Raw genomic sequence first — 13954 nt, forward strand, 5'->3', positions numbered from 1 at the left:
CGTCAGGGCGCCTGGGAGGCGACGACGACGGCGTCGGGCGGGGTGTCCGGAACGGTGCGGGCGGCGAGCCGGCGGACGGCCGTGTTGAGCACGGCGATCAGCGGCACCGAGACCAGCGCGCCGGTGATCCCGGCGAGGACCACGCCGGCCGCGATGCCGATGATGACCGCGAGCGGGTGGATGGCCACCGCCCGGCCCATGATCAGCGGCTGGAGGAGGTGCCCCTCCACCTGCTGCACCCCGACCACCGCGCCGAGGATGATCAGCGCGGTCACCGGGCCGCTGTCGACAAGCGCGACCAGGACCGCGACGACGCCCGACAGGGTCGCACCGACGATCGGGATGAACGCCCCGAGGAAGACCAGGGCGGCGAGCGGGAAGGCGAACGGGATGTCGAAGATGACCAGGAAGACGCCGATGCCGACCGCGTCGATGAAGGCGACCAGCACGGTCGCCCGGACGTAGGCGACCAGCGTCGCCCAGGACGCCCGCCCGGCGTCGTCGACCTTCCAGCGGGCGGCCACCGGCAGGAGCCGGACCAGGAAGCGCCAGATCTTGTTGCCGTCGCGCAGGAAGAAGAACGTGGCGAAGAGCACCAGCAGCGTGCCGGTCAGCACCTCAGCCAGCGTGGCGGCCGTGGAGAGGGCGCCGCTGGTGAACTTCTCGGTGTTGTTGTTGATCCACTTCTGGCCCTCCTCGATGTAGTTGTCGAGTTGGCCGTCGGAGAGGTGCAGCGGGCCGGTCTTCAGCCAGTCCTGGATCTGCCGGACGCCCTCGGAGGACTTCTTGCTCAGCTCCGGCACGCCCTGGATGAACTCGTTCACCACCAGGGTCAGCGTCCCGATCACCGCGGCCAGGCCGCCCACCAGCACCACCGCCGTCGCCATGGAGCGGGGAAGGCGGGCCCGCAGCAGCCAGCCGACCGCCGGCGCGAGCAGCGCCGAGAGCAGCAGCGCGACGGCCAGCGGGATGACCACGATCCGGACGGTGCCGACGACCTTCAGCAGCGCCCAGGCCACGACGCCGATCACGATCAGCCGCCAGGACCACGCGGCGGCGATCCGCAGCGCGTGCGGCACGTCCGCGTCGTCCCGGCTGGAGGTGGAGTTGTGCATCGCCCCGGGCGGCGGGGCGCCCACCACGGTCGCGGACGGCGCCGCCACGGGGCCGGGGGACGTCGGCGAGGCCACGCCGGCCGACTCGGGGCCGTCGGCCGGATCCGTACGCCGTGCCCGCGCCGCCTCCCGGCCCGACTCGTACGCGCGACGGAGCCGTCCGCGGATCTGCTCGAAGCGGCTCAAGCGCACCTCCTGGCAAGAGACCGGCCCGCCCACGCCGGTGGGCGGACAGGATACGTCCGACGACGCCACCGTAGGGCAGGTCCGCCACACATTGCCCCCGGCCCCCGGCGCGTAACCGCCCACGGCCCGCCGACCGGGACACGGTAGCGTCTGCGGCGTGACCGCCGACCAGAATCTCGACTCCAAGCTGCCGATCCGCCTGCTGCACGACCGTGTGCTGGTGCGGATGGAGGGGAGCGAGGGTGAGCGACGCTCGACCGCCGGCATCGTGATTCCGGCGACCGCCGCCGTGGGCAAGCGGCTGGCCTGGGCCACGGCCGTGGGCGTGGGGCCGAACGTGCGCGCCATCGTCTCAGGCGACCGGGTCCTCTTCGACCCCGACGACCGCTCCGAGGTCGAACTGCACGGCCGCGGGTACGTGCTGCTGCGCGAACGCGACGTGCACGCCGTGGCCGCCGAGCGGGTCGAGAACGACTCCACCGGCCTCTACCTCTGAGCCCACCCCGCCCCACCCGCCCGGATGAGGGCGCCGGTGCCGTTTGCGTCGCCCCCCGCCGGGAAGCCAGCCGCATCACCGGCCCTGGGGAGGGACGCGATGCCGGTACTCGTGAAGAAGATTCTGCTCTGGGGGAGCGTCGCGTTCCTGATCTACTTCATGGCCTTCCGGCCGGAGGGCGCGGCGGAGATGTTCAAGGCGATCGGGGCGGGACTGATGGCGATGGCGCAGGGCCTCGGTGACTTCCTCACCAGCCTGATGACCTGACGACCGGGCTCAGGGGCGGCCGGGGTGCCACGGCGCCGGCGGCTGCTGGCCGTACCAGCCGGGCGGGCCGAAGCCGGCCGGCGGCGGGGGCGGGACGAGCACCACCGGGATCGGCACGACGGGCTCGTCCGGCGCCTCGACCGACCGCTGCGTGCCGTCCGGAAACCGCAGGTGGTAGCGGTGCCCGTCCCAGATCCCCGCCGGCACCTGCGGGTCCCGGCCCACGAAGAACGACCGGTACGCGCCGATCGCCTCCAGCAGCTCCCGTTCCTCCCGCGCGGTCCGCTCCCGGTCCACCGGACGCCGGTCCAGGCCGCGCAGTGCGCCGTCGCGCAGCAGCGCCAGCCGGGTCGCCGCGAACTGGTAGCCGCGCATCGCCTTCAGCCCGCCGTCGCCGGCCACCCGCTTGGCCCACACCCGGGCCGCGTGCCGCCGCCCCAGGCTGCTCAGCGCCGCCACCTCCGGCGGGGTCAGCCAGCCCGCCCGCACGTAGTCCGGCAGCATCCGCTCGGTGAGCCGCCCCTCCCAGGCCCGCAGCCACAGGGCGAGCCCGACCATGGCGAAGAAGACCGGCACCATCACGCCGATGAAGCCGTACAGCATGATCAAGACCTGTCCGGTGGCCTGGGTGAGCGTCGGCAGCAGGTTCCACAGCCCGTGCAGCATCATCGCCAGCAGCAGGCCGGCGAGCGGGGCGAGCACCCGGACCCACCGGCTGGCGGTGCGCGCGGCGATGCCCAGCCCCACCCCCGTCATGGAGGTGAAGAGCGGGTGGGCGAAGCCGAAGAGCAGGATCCGGACGATGAAGATGGCGATGACCTGCTGGGTGCCGGTCGCCGGCCCGTACCGCTCCGCGCCGCTGGCGTAGCCGTGGCCGCCCAGGTAGAGGATGTTCTCCACCATGGCGAACCCGATCGCGGAGAGCCCGCAGTAGACCAGCGCGTCGGTGATCCCGGAGATCTCCCGCCGGCGGAAGATCAGCAGCAGGATCGGCCCGAGGGCCTTGGTCAGCTCCTCGATGAACGGCGCGACCAGCACCGCGGTCAGCGCGGTCGGCAGCCCCCAGTCCTCGAACAGCCCGGCGGAGAACTCGTTGACGGTCAGCGAGGCCGCGGTGGAGACGAACGCGCCCCAGGCGAAGCAGAAGATCAGATATTTCAGGGGCTCCGGCTCGTAGCGGTCCAGCCAGAGGAAACAGGCCACCAGCACCGGAACCGGGAGGATCGCGGCGGCCACGCCGATCAGCAGCGCCTCGACGCCCAGGTTCTCGCCCAGCGTGAAGAGCATGAACAGCGCGCACGCCGCGATGAACAGGACGGCGCCGGCCAGCACCAGGGCCCGACGCCACCCCAACCGGCGCAGCGGCATCCCGGGCCCCGCCCCACCGGGCGGCGGAACGGCGGGCGCGGTCGGCGACGGCGGCAGGGGTGCGCCGGGCGGGGTGTCGGCCATGCGGTCAGCGTAGCCATCCCCGGCCGCCTGGTCCGGCCGCATTCACCCGGCTATGCTGCGGGCAGGTCACGAGCGCCAGCGTCAAGCCCCGGCTTGCTGGCCGGCAACCCTCGTCGAGTTCGCGGTGGGGTGCCCCGGGTGATGACCGGGCCCGGCCCGATCGCGTGCCGGGCAAGCGCGGACCCCGCCCGTGTGCGCCCACCCGGGGTCCCTGGACCCGGAGGTCGGCCCATGACCGTCACCCTCGCACCCCCGCCCGCGCCGCAGCCGCCCGCCGTCGCCGACCCGCTCGACGTGCTCGGCGTACCCGGCCAGGTGAACCTCGACTACGCGGCCACCGCGCCCTGCGCGCGGGCCGCGGCCGACGCGGTGGCCGAGCTGCTGCCCTGGTACGGCAGCGTGCACCGCGGCGCCGGGGCGCTGTCGCGGCGCTGCACCCTCGCCTACGAGCGCGCCCGGCAGACGGTCGGCGACTTCCTCGGCGCCCGCGCCGACGACCACGTGGTCTTCACCCGCAACACCACCGACGCGCTGAACCTGCTGGCCCGGGCGCTGCCCGCCGGCACGACGGTGGTCACCTTCGGCGGGGAGCACCACGCCAACCTGCTGCCCTGGCCGCGTGGCTCGGTGCGGCTGCCGGTGCCCCCGGATCCCGCCGGGGCGGTCCGCGCGCTGGACGCGGCGCTCGGCGAGCTGCGCAGGCCGGCCCCGTCGGGCCCCCGCGGCGCGCAGCAGGGCCCGCCCGTGCTGGTGGCGGTGACCGCCGCGAGCAACGTGACCGGGGAGCGCTGGCCGGTGGCCGAGCTGGCCCGGGTGGCCCGGCGGCACGGCGCCCGGATCGCGGTGGACGCCGCGCAGCTCGCCCCGCACGCGCCGGTGGACGTCGCCGCCCTCGACGTCGACTACGTCGCGCTCTCCGGCCACAAGCTGTACGCCCCGTTCGGCGCGGGGGTGCTCGTCGGGCGCGCGGACTGGCTGGACGCCGCACCGCCGTACCTGGCCGGCGGGGGCGCCACCAGCCACGTCGGGGCGGCCACCCACGACGTACGGTGGGCGACCGGCCCGGCCCGGCACGAGGCGGGCACTCCGAACCTGCTCGGCGCGGTCGCCCTGGCGGCGGTCTGCGCCGCGCTCGCCGACGCGGACCGGGACGCCCTGCACGACGCCGAGCAGGCTCTGCTGACCCGGCTGCGTGAGGGCCTCGCGGCCCTGCCGCACGTGCTGGAGCTGCGCATGTTCGGGCCGGCGGCGCCCCGGGTGGGGATCGTGTCGTTCGTGGTGGCTGGCCGGGACTCGACGGAGGTGGCGGCGGAGCTCGCGGCGACGTACGACATCGGGGTGCGCGACGGCCTGTTCTGCGCCCACCCGCTGGCGCGGCGGCTGCTCGACGAGGCGGCCGCCCGCGGCGGCCGGCGGGACCTGCCGCCGACCGCCCTGCGCGCCAGCATCGGCCTGGGCAGCACGACCGGGCACGTGGACCGGCTGCTCGCCGCCCTCGCCGCGCTGGCCTGACCGACCCGGGAGCACCCGCCGGCCCGCTCCCCCGGGCCGGCGGGACGGCACGAGCCCCGCACCGCCCCGGGACCGGCCGCGTCCTCCGTCAGGCCTTCCCCACCGCGGGTGCCGGCGCGCGGTCGCGGGTGCGCTGGATCAGGACCACGCACGCCAGCACCGCCACCGCCGCCGCGATCGAGGCAGGGGTGACGGCCTCACCGAGCAGCAGCGCCGACCAGGCCAGGGTGAGCACCGGCTGGGCGAGCTGGATCTGCCCGACCTGCGCGATGCCGCCCCGGGCCAGGCCCGCGTACCAGGCGAAGAAGCCCAGGAACATCGAGACCACGGTGAGGTAGCCGAACGCCGACCAGGCGACGGGATCGGCGCGCGGCGGGGCGGCCACGGCGGCGACGACCATGACGGGGACGGTGACGGGCAGCGAGAGCAGCAACGCCCAGCAGATCGTCCGGGCGCCGCCCAGCTCGCGGGCGAGGGCGCCGCCCTCGGCGTACCCCAGGCCGCAGAGCACGACCGCCGCGAGCAGGAACAGGTCGGGCGGGGCGAGGGCCCCGCGTACCGCGCCGCTGGCGCCGAGGAAGGTGAGCACCGCCAGCAGACCGCCGGCGCTGGCGGCCCAGAACAGCGGCGGTGGCCGCTCGCCGGCCCGCAGCACCGCGAACACGGCGGTCATGGCGGGCAGCACGGTGATGACGACCGCGCCGTGCGCGGAGGTCTGGGTGCTGAGCGCCAGCGAGGTGAACAGCGGGAAACCGACGACGACGCCGAGGGCGACGACCGTCAGCCGCCGCCACTGACCACGCGTGGGCTTTGGGGCGCCGGTGGATCGCAGGTACGCCCAGGCCAGCAGCGCCGCGCCGACGGCCCGGCCGAAGGCGACGAACCACGGGTCGAGCTGTTGCACGGCGACGCGGGTCGCGGGCAGCGACATGCTGAAGGCGAGCACGCCCAGCGCGCCGAGGGCGAGACCGACCGTCCGGTCCGCCGTTACCGTGGTCCTGACAGTAGCGCTACTGTTCCCGTTCATGAATGACGGTAACGCAGCCGACCGCGTCGTCCAAGACCTGCGCGGGCTCGCGGCTGCCGCGGATCCCGGCACGCGGCTGCCCTCGGTGCGCGAGCTGACCGCCCGCCACCAGGCCTCCCCCGTCACCGTCGCCGAGGCCATCCGCCAGCTCGTGGCCCAGGGGCTGGTCGAGACGCGGGCCGGCAGGGGCACCTTCGTGGCCGCCCCGCCACGCGAGTGGCGCGCCCCCGACCTGTCCTGGCAGACCGTGGCGCTCGGCCCCCGCCGGCCGGGCGAGGACGAGATGCAGGCGCTACTGGCGTTACCGCCCGCCGGAGCGATTCCGCTGTCCGGGGGCTACCTGGACGGGGAGCTGCAACCCGCCGCCGCGCTCGGGGCCGCGCTCACCCGTGCCGCCCGGCAGCCCGCGTCCTGGCAGCGCGGGCCGGCCGAGGGGCGCGAAGACCTGCGCGCCTGGTTCGCCCGCGAGTCCGGGGCCGGGCTGCGCGCCGAGGACATGGTGGTCTGCCCGGGCGGACAGGCCGCCCTGTCGTCCGCGCTGCGGGCGCTCGCCGCGCCCGGCGACACCCTGCTCGTCGAGTCGCCGACCTACCTGGGCGCGCTGGCCGCCGCCCGGGCGGCCGGCCTCCGGGTGGTGCCCGTGCCCGCCGACGCCGACGGGGTACGCCCCGACCAGCTCGCCGCCGCGTTCGCCCGCACCGGCGCCCGGCTGTTCTACTGCCAGCCGCTGTACGCCAACCCGCACGGCGCGACGCTCGCGGAGGACCGCCGGGCCCGGGTCGCCGAGGGCGTACGCGACGCCGGGGCGTTCCTCATCGAGGACGACTACGCCCGCGACCTCACCATCGACGGCCAGGCCCCGCCACCGCTGGCCGCCGACGACCCCGACGGGCACGTGATCTACCTGCGCTCGCTGACCAAGTCGACCGCTCCCGGGTTGCGCGTCGCCGCGATCGGCGCCCGCGGCCCCGCCGGCGCCCGGCTGCGGGCGGCCCGGCTGCTCGACGACTTCTTCGTCGCCGGGCCGCTGCAACAGGCCACGATCGAGTTCGTCACCACCCCGGCCTGGACGCGCCACCGCCGCGCCCTGCGCACCGCCCTGCGGACGCGCCGCGAGGCGCTGCTGACCGCGCTCCGCCGGCACCTGCCGGAGCTGGCCCGGCAGCCGGTCCCGCGCGGCGGCATGCACCTCTGGGTACGCCTGCCGGAGGGCACCGACGACGTCGCGCTGGCCGCCGCCGCGGCAGCCGAAGGCGTCGTCGTCCTCCCCGGCCGCCCCTGGTACGCCGCCGAACCCCCGGCGCCCCACCTCCGCCTCACCTACGCCGCCGCCCCGCCCGACCTCATGGACGAGGCCGTCCGCCGCCTGGCCCGCGCCCTGCGGGCCTGACCGGCTCGACGCGGATGGGGTCACCGCCCGCGCCCTGAGGGCCTTGGCGGGTCCGACGCAGGTGGTGCGGTCACCCGCCTGCGGGCCTGGGCAAGCCGACGCGGGAGCGGGTCAGCCGAGCGGCGGGGCGGCGGGCGGCTTCGGGGCGGCGTCCCGCTCCCCCTCGCCGCCCGGCCGGTCCTGGTCGCCGAAGGACTGCCGGACCCCGCGGTTCGCCTCCTCCTGGCTGATGCCGGAGGCCACCATCAGGTCGCTGGCGGTGGTCCGCACCTGCGCGATCACCACGCTGCCGGAGAAGCCGACCCCTTCGGCGTACGCCCGGCCGGCCTCGCTGACCGCGCGCAGCGCCCGCTCCCGGGCCTCCTCCGGCTCCTCGCCGACGGCGAACTCGTGCTTGAGCAGGCGTACCGACTCGGCGAGATGGGCCACCGCGTCCGGCATCGTCTCCGGGATGGGCTCCTCGTCCTCGATCAGGGTCACCGCGCGCCGGGTCAGCGTGCCGGCGTTGCGCATCGCCCGGTCGATCGGGTCGGCGGCCTCGGCGTAGTGGGTGAGTTCGTCCCGCCGGTGCCACCGGGCCGGCGAGAGCGTGGTGGTCTCCTTCGCCCCCTCGATGGCCTCGGTGAAGGCGGTCAGCTCCTCCTGGTTGTTGCGGAGCCGGTCCAGGGCCCGCTGGGCCTTGTCCCGGTCCCGTTCCCGCAGGGCCTCCGCCGTCACGTCGAGCTGGGCGGCGAGCAGGTCCAGGGCCGGCCGGGCGGCCCGGTTGATGACCCGCAGCGGATTGAGCGGCAGCAGGACCGCGGTGACCAGCAGCGCGATGCCGCCGCCGATGAACGCGTCGATGAACCGGGGGATCTCCAGGTTCTCGGTCGACGGGCTGAGCGTGACGATCAGCACCGCCGTGGCCGCCGCCTGGATGACGATGGCCACGCTGGCGCCCGCGAAGATGGTCAGCATGATGGCCAGGGTGACCACCAGCCCGAGCTGCCACGGGCCGGTGCCGAGCAGGTAGATGAGGAAGTCGCCGACGGCGACCCCGATCGCCACTCCGACGATCAACTCCACCGTGCGGCGGAACCGCTGGCCGACCGAGGCGGCGAGGGTGCCGACCGCGGAGATCGGCGCGAAGACCGGCTGCGGGTTGCCGAGCAGCTCGTGCGCCGCCAGCCAGGACAGTCCGGCGGCGAGGCCGGCCTGCACGGCGAGGCCCATCGCCATCCGCAGCCGGTGCAGGCGGTCGTGCAGGGTGGCCTTGCCGCGGTGCCGCAGGCGCTCCGCCGCCTCGGCGATCCGGGCGCCGTCGATGTCCGTCGCCCGGTCGCGCAGTATGGCGCGTCGCACCAGTGAGGGTCGACGGTCCCGGGCCACGGCCATGGCGGGGACTACCCGTGCCGCGCCGGGTGAATCCTCGGCGGCCACGGCGGTAGGGCAGACTCGGGCAGGTGGTCGACCTTCTCGACCGGTGGCGGGCCGCGGCCCGGGGCGCCGGGATGACCGACGCGGCGGAGCTGACCCGGGTCGGCGAGGACCTGCTGGCCCGCTGGCGGGAACCGCACCGGCACTACCACGACGCCGACCACCTGACGGCCGTCCTCGACGTGGTCGACGCCCACGCGCCGGCCGCCGGGCGACCGGACCTGGTGCGCCTCGCGGCCTGGTGCCACGACGCCGTCTACGACCCGCGCGCCGGGGGCGACACCAACGAGCGCGACAGCGCGGCGCTCGCCGGGACGCTGCTCACCCGGGCGGGCCTGCCGGCCGACGCCGTGGCCGAGGTGCGCCGGCTGGTGCTGCTCACCGCCGGGCACGCCGTGGAGCCGGGCGACGCCGACGGTGCACTGCTCTGCGACGCCGACCTCGCCGTCCTGGCCACGCCGCCCGAGACGTACGACCGCTACGCCGCGGCGATACGCCGGGAGTACGCGCACGTGCCCGAGCCCGACTTCCGGGCCGGCCGAGCCCGGGTGCTCGCCGGGCTGCTCGCCCTGCCGGCGCTGTTCCGGCTGCCGCCGCTGGCCCGCAACTGGGACCCCCGGGCCCGGACCAACCTGACCCGCGAACTGTCCACCCTCCGCTGACCCCTAACCCCCCACACCCCCTCCCGCGCCCCCTTCCCCGCTCCCTTCCGTGTCGATCATGGAGTTGTGGTGGGTGGTAAGCGCTGCTTCGTGGCTTTTGCGGGGCACCACAACTGCATGATCGACGCGGGGTGGGCGGGGTGGGCGGGTCAGGTGCTTGGGGCGGCGTAGGTTGGCCTCGCGGAGCAGGCGCACCAGTTCCCGGCTCGGCACCACCCGGGCGCCCAGCCAGACCGCCATCGCGAACCGGTCGGCCGGGATGTCGTAGTGGTCCCGGTCGAACCCCCGGCGGGGCGCGCCCAGCATCTCGGCGAAGGCGTGCAGCTCGGCGGGGGAGACGTCGCTGATCAGGTGGGACCAGAGCCGCCCCCGCCACGGCCAGGCGGGCCGGTCCAGGTAGAGCATGCCGGCCAAGGTACCCCGCAGCGGGGACCGGTTGGTGATCGCGCGGGACCGACCGTAGCCTCGGCGACATGGCCGGATCCCCGCTCCTCGACGACCTGCGGGCGGCGCTCGGCGACGACGCCGTCCTGGCCGACCCGGACCTGCTGCGGATGCACGAGCGGGACGAGGCCGACCTCTGCGCCGCCGGTACGCCCCTGGTCGTGGTCCGTCCCCGCACCACCGCACAGGTGGCCGCCGCGCTGCGGGCGGCCGCGCGGCACGGCGTACCGGTGGTGCCGCAGGGGGCGCGCACGGGGCTGGCCGGCGCGGCCAACGCCGTCGACGGCGCGATGGTGGTCAGCATGGTCGCGATGGACGCCGTGCTGGAGATCGACCCGGTGAGCCGGATCGCGGTGGTGCAGCCCGGCGTGGTCAACGCGACGCTCGCCGCCGCCGTGGCGAAGCAGGGGCTGTGGTACCCGCCCGACCCGGGCTCGTGGGAGTCGTCCACGATCGGCGGGAACGTCGCCACCAACGCCGGCGGCATGTGCTGCGTCAAGTACGGCGTCACCACCGAGTACGTGCTGGGCCTGGAGGTGGTGCTCGCCTCCGGCGAGGTGCTGCGCACCGGCCGGCGTACCGCCAAGGGGGTGGCCGGTTACGACCTCACCCGGCTCTTCGTCGGCTCCGAGGGCACCCTCGGGGTGATCACGGAGGTGACGGTGGCGCTGCGGCCCGCCCCGGCGGAGTCGCTGACCATGGTGGCGGTCTTCCCGTCCACCGCCGCCGCCGGCGCGGCCGTCGCCGGGATCGCCGCCCGGGGGCTCTCCCCCAGCCTGCTGGAGCTGCTCGACCGGACGCACCTGCGGGCCATCGAGGCGTACCGTCCGATGGGGCTGCGGACCGACGCCCAGGCGCTGCTGCTGGCCGCCGCCGACACCGGCTCCCGCGCGGCCGACGATCTGGCCGGCCTGGCCGCGGTCTGCGAGGCGGCCGGCGCCGACGAGGTCTACGCGGCCACCGACGCCGTGGAGGCGGCGGCCCTGTTGCAGGCGCGCCGGCTCGCGCACCCGGCGATGGAGAAGTTCGCGGCGGAGACCTACCCGGGCGGCAACGGCGGCCTGGTCATCGACGACGTGGCGGTGCCCCGGGGCGCGTTGGCGGCGCTGCTCGACGGGGTGGCCCGGATCGCGGTGGAGTGCGACGTGCCGATCGGCGTGGTCGGCCACGCCGGCGACGGCAACATGCACCCGAACATCGTGGTGGACCGGGCCGACCCGGCGAGCCTCGAACGCGGCCGGCGCGCGTTCGACGAGATCATGCGCCTCGGCCTCGAACTGGGCGGCACCTGCACCGGCGAGCACGGCGTGGGCCTGCTCAAGCGCGACTGGCTGGCCCGCGAGATCGGCCCGGTGAGCCTGCGGGTGCACCAGGCGATCAAGGCCGCCCTGGACCCGGCCGGCCTGCTCAACCCCGGCAAGGTCCTCTGACGGGCCCGGCGCGACGGCCTCCCGCCGGCCGCGGTCCGGACGCCGGCGGCGCCGGTCCCGGGCGGGCCTCCGCCGGGGGCGCAGCCGTCAGGCGGTCATCTCGGCCGGGGTGGCCTGGGTGAGCAGCAGCAGGATCTCGTTGGCGAGGGGCGGGTGCTCCTCGCCCGGGCAGTCCTGCGACGTGACCAGGCCGGTCGAGGTGAGCAGGCTGGAGGTCAGCGCGTCGATGCAGGTGACCTGGTAGCGCCGGACCTGGTCGGTCTCCTTAGCCAGTCCCGGGTCGGCGAGCAGCTCCTGGAGCCGGGCGACGTGTTCCGGGCCGAGCACCCCGGTCGACGTGACGCCGTCGCCGGCGCAGTCGACACACTCCCACCTGCCGTCCGGTTCCACGTTGAGCGTGCGCAGCGGGCCGTCCGTGCCGACCCGCTGGAGGAGGCTGACCTCGCCCCTTCCGGCGGTCGCCGCGCCGCCGGGCCCCGGCTGCGACAGCCCGGTGCCGGCCGGACCCGGCGCGGGACCGTCGTCGGCGTTTCCGGGCAGCGAGCAGCCGGCGAGGGCGGCGGCCAACAGGGCGGCGACGGACACGCGGACCGGACGCAACCAGGAAGCGGGGGGCACGGGCCGGAACCTATCCCACCGTGGGTGAGGGCCGTAACCGCTCTCCGGGGTGGGGCGGGCGAATGTAGGGGTGACCGGGGCCGGGCCGTCAGCGGGACGAGGACGGCAGTTCGGCCTGGTCGTCGTCCGCGCCGCGGTCCGCCGCGAAGCCCCGTACGTCGGGCGCGCCGAGCCGGGCGGCGTCGGCGGTGGCGTCGTCGGGCATCAGCTGGGACTCGCGTTCCGCCTCCACCCGGGCGCGGTAGTGCTCCACCTCGCGGGCCCGGGTGGCCTCGTCCCAGCCGAGCACCGCGCCCATCAGCTCGGCCGCGTGGCCCGCCGACTCCAGGCCCCGGTGCGCCGTCTCGAAGGAGATCCGGGTCCGCCGGGTGAGCACGTCCTCCAGGTGCAGCGCCCCCTCGGCCCGGGCCGCGTACGTCACCTCGGCGGCCAGGTACTCCGGTGCGCCGGCCAGCGGGGACGCCAGCAGCGGGTCCGCGTCGATCAGCGCGAGCAGGTCGCGGGTGAGGGTGCCGTAGCGCTCCAGCAGGTGCTCGACCACCCCGACCGGCACCCCGTGCCGGCGGGCGAGGTCCGCCCGGTCCCGCCACGTCGCCGGGTAGCCGTCGGCGCCGAGCAGCGGCAGGTCGGCGGTGCGGGAGGGGCGTACGACGCCCAGCCGGTGGGCGGCCCGGTCGACCACGTCGGAGGCCATCACCCGGTACGTCGTGTACTTGCCGCCGGCGACCAGCAGCAGCCCGAGCATCGGCTCGAAGACGGCGTGCTCGCGGGACAGCTTGGAGGTGGAGTCGGCCTCGCCGGCCAGCAGCGGCCGCAGCCCGGCGTAGACGCCCTCGATGTCGGCCGTCGTGAGCGGCCGGTCGAGCACCGTGTTGACCTGCTCCAGCAGGTATGCGATGTCCCGGGCGGAGGCCGCCGGGTGGGACCGGTCCAGCCGCCAGTCGGTGTCGGTGGTGCCGATGATCCAGTGCCCACCCCACGGGATGACGAAGAGCACGCTGGTGGCCGTACGCAGGATCAGCCCGGCCTCGCCGGTGATCGCCGAGCGGGGCACCACCAGGTGCACGCCCTTGGAGGCCCGGACGCGGATGCCGGGACGCAGCCCGACGTCGTTCAGCATCCGCGACATGTCGTCGCTCCACACCCCGGTGGCGGCGATGACGGTGCGGGCGCGTACCTCGAACTCGGCGTCCGGGGAGCCGGGCGGTGCCTCCAGGTCGCGGACCCGGACGCCGGTGACCTCGCGGGCCTGCCGGATGAGCCCGACCGCCCGGGTGCTGTTCACCACTGTCGCGCCGAGGCTGGCCGCCGTGCGGGCCAGGGTCACCACCAGCCGCGCGTCGTCGACCTGCCCGTCGTAGTAGCGGATCGCGCCGGCCACCGCGTCGGCGCGCAGGCTGGGGAAGACGCGGCGGGCGCCCTCGCGGGTCAGGTGCCGGTGCAGCGGCATGCCGCGCCCGCCGCCGAAGACCCCGGCGAAGGCGTCGTACGCCGCGACGCCGGCGCCGTAGTAGGAGCGGCGCAACACCCGGGCCGGCAGGCCGCGTACGCCCCGCCCGTCGGGCAGCGGGACCAGGATGGGCACCGGCCGGACCAGGTGCGGGGCCAGCCGGGTCGCGAGCAGCCCGCGCTCGGTGAGCGCCTCGTGCACCAGGTGGAACTCCAGCTGCTCCAGGTAGCGCAGGCCCCCGTGGATGAGCTTGCTGGAGCGGCTGGAGGTGCCGGCCGCGTAGTCGCGCGCCTCCACCAGGGCCACCTTCAGCCCCCGCGAGGCGGCGTCCAGGGCGGCGCCCGCCCCGGTCGCGCCACCGCCGATGACCAGCACGTCGAAGCGTTCGGAGCGCAGGCGGCGCAGGTCGGCGGCCCGGCGCTCGGGGGAGAGCTGGCCGGCCGTCGTTCGGGACACGTTGGGGTCACGCACCCGTCCACGGTAACCGCC

At 75.8% G+C, this 13954-nt stretch carries 13 protein-coding genes and 1 riboswitch; of the genes, 6 read left to right on the forward strand and 7 right to left on the reverse strand.

The genetic code is table 11. The features are described from left to right. Positions 1-2: 2 nt before the first annotated feature. Entirely contained in the window at positions 3-1370 is a 1368-nt protein-coding gene (locus ACN27A_RS18950; RefSeq protein ID WP_421455234.1) for an AI-2E family transporter, read from the reverse strand. An 88-nt stretch (positions 1371-1458) separates the two neighbouring features. Between ACN27A_RS18950 and ACN27A_RS18955 the strand changes: the two genes are divergently transcribed. Beyond that, the gene (locus ACN27A_RS18955; protein ID WP_121400053.1) at positions 1459-1797 is read left to right on the forward strand and encodes a GroES family chaperonin; all 339 of its coding nucleotides are present in this window, start codon (positions 1459-1461) and stop codon (positions 1795-1797) included. Between the two features lie 99 nt (positions 1798-1896). After that, positions 1897-2064 carry a hypothetical protein gene (locus ACN27A_RS18960; protein ID WP_165947924.1) on the forward strand — a complete coding sequence of 56 codons (168 nt, stop codon included), beginning with the start codon at positions 1897-1899 and terminating at the stop codon, positions 2062-2064. Positions 2065-2073: 9 nt separating this feature from the next. Here ACN27A_RS18960 and ACN27A_RS18965 read toward each other — a convergent pair whose 3' ends face one another. Further along, positions 2074-3558, reverse strand: coding sequence for a PrsW family intramembrane metalloprotease (locus ACN27A_RS18965; protein WP_421455237.1), 1485 nt, complete (start codon positions 3556-3558; stop codon positions 2074-2076). A gap of 22 nt (positions 3559-3580) precedes the next feature. Further along, a riboswitch (SAM riboswitch) is annotated at positions 3581-3700 on the forward strand. Between the two features lie 47 nt (positions 3701-3747). Between ACN27A_RS18965 and ACN27A_RS18970 the strand changes: the two genes are divergently transcribed. Further along, positions 3748-5028, forward strand: coding sequence for an aminotransferase class V-fold PLP-dependent enzyme (locus ACN27A_RS18970; RefSeq protein ID WP_421455239.1), 1281 nt, complete (start codon positions 3748-3750; stop codon positions 5026-5028). A gap of 88 nt (positions 5029-5116) precedes the next feature. On the opposite strand, the gene ACN27A_RS18975 is transcribed toward ACN27A_RS18970, so the two are convergent. Continuing rightward, positions 5117-6055 carry a DMT family transporter gene (locus tag ACN27A_RS18975; protein ID WP_357578703.1) on the reverse strand — a complete coding sequence of 313 codons (939 nt, stop codon included), beginning with the start codon at positions 6053-6055 and terminating at the stop codon, positions 5117-5119. Between ACN27A_RS18975 and ACN27A_RS18980 the strand changes: the two genes are divergently transcribed. Then, positions 6054-7445 (forward strand): PLP-dependent aminotransferase family protein, encoded by a 1392-nt coding sequence (locus ACN27A_RS18980; RefSeq protein WP_421455241.1) that lies wholly within the window; start codon positions 6054-6056, stop codon positions 7443-7445. The genes ACN27A_RS18975 and ACN27A_RS18980 overlap by 2 nt on opposite strands. A gap of 111 nt (positions 7446-7556) precedes the next feature. Here ACN27A_RS18980 and ACN27A_RS18985 read toward each other — a convergent pair whose 3' ends face one another. Continuing rightward, complete coding sequence (locus ACN27A_RS18985) at positions 7557-8813, reverse strand: FUSC family protein (RefSeq protein ID WP_421458526.1); 1257 nt, start codon at positions 8811-8813, stop codon at positions 7557-7559. Between the two features lie 74 nt (positions 8814-8887). Here ACN27A_RS18985 and ACN27A_RS18990 point away from each other — a divergent pair, with 74 nt between their 5' ends. After that, a complete protein-coding gene (locus ACN27A_RS18990) occupies positions 8888-9523 on the forward strand; it encodes a metal-dependent phosphohydrolase (RefSeq protein ID WP_421455243.1) in 636 nt (211 codons plus the stop codon). A gap of 3 nt (positions 9524-9526) precedes the next feature. Here the strand turns inward: ACN27A_RS18990 and ACN27A_RS18995 are convergent, their stop codons facing one another. After that, on the reverse strand, positions 9527-9928 hold the full coding sequence (locus tag ACN27A_RS18995) for a DUF4031 domain-containing protein (protein WP_421455244.1): 402 nt from the start codon (positions 9926-9928) through the stop codon (positions 9527-9529). A gap of 68 nt (positions 9929-9996) precedes the next feature. Between ACN27A_RS18995 and ACN27A_RS19000 the strand changes: the two genes are divergently transcribed. After that, positions 9997-11397 (forward strand): FAD-binding oxidoreductase, encoded by a 1401-nt coding sequence (locus tag ACN27A_RS19000; protein ID WP_421455246.1) that lies wholly within the window; start codon positions 9997-9999, stop codon positions 11395-11397. An 87-nt stretch (positions 11398-11484) separates the two neighbouring features. Here ACN27A_RS19000 and ACN27A_RS19005 read toward each other — a convergent pair whose 3' ends face one another. Next, a complete protein-coding gene (locus ACN27A_RS19005; protein WP_421455248.1) occupies positions 11485-12015 on the reverse strand; it encodes a hypothetical protein in 531 nt (176 codons plus the stop codon). Between the two features lie 88 nt (positions 12016-12103). Next, positions 12104-13921: a glycerol-3-phosphate dehydrogenase/oxidase gene (locus ACN27A_RS19010; RefSeq protein ID WP_421458527.1), complete on the reverse strand. Its 1818-nt coding sequence runs from the start codon at positions 13919-13921 to the stop codon at positions 12104-12106. Between the last annotated feature and the right edge of the window lie 33 nt (positions 13922-13954).

Origin of the sequence: Micromonospora sp. WMMD737, from assembly GCF_049179055.1 — a bacterium.
In the GTDB taxonomy this organism is placed as follows: Bacteria; Actinomycetota; Actinomycetes; order Mycobacteriales; family Micromonosporaceae; genus Micromonospora; species Micromonospora reichwaldensis.

Excerpts from the sequence above, each read along its gene's own strand:
- ACN27A_RS18960 (WP_165947924.1), top strand. The coding sequence starts at position 1,897 with ATGCCGGTACTCGTGAAGAAGATTCTGCTCTGGGGGAGCGTCGCGTTC.
- ACN27A_RS18965 (WP_421455237.1), bottom strand. The coding sequence starts at position 3,558 with ATGCGGCCGGACCAGGCGGCCGGGGATGGCTACGCTGACCGCATGGCC.
- ACN27A_RS18970 (WP_421455239.1), top strand. The coding sequence starts at position 3,748 with ATGACCGTCACCCTCGCACCCCCGCCCGCGCCGCAGCCGCCCGCCGTC.
- ACN27A_RS18980 (WP_421455241.1), top strand. The coding sequence starts at position 6,054 with ATGAATGACGGTAACGCAGCCGACCGCGTCGTCCAAGACCTGCGCGGG.
- ACN27A_RS18975 (WP_357578703.1), bottom strand. The coding sequence starts at position 6,055 with ATGAACGGGAACAGTAGCGCTACTGTCAGGACCACGGTAACGGCGGAC.
- ACN27A_RS18995 (WP_421455244.1), bottom strand. The coding sequence starts at position 9,928 with ATGCTCTACCTGGACCGGCCCGCCTGGCCGTGGCGGGGGCGGCTCTGG.
- ACN27A_RS19000 (WP_421455246.1), top strand. The coding sequence starts at position 9,997 with ATGGCCGGATCCCCGCTCCTCGACGACCTGCGGGCGGCGCTCGGCGAC.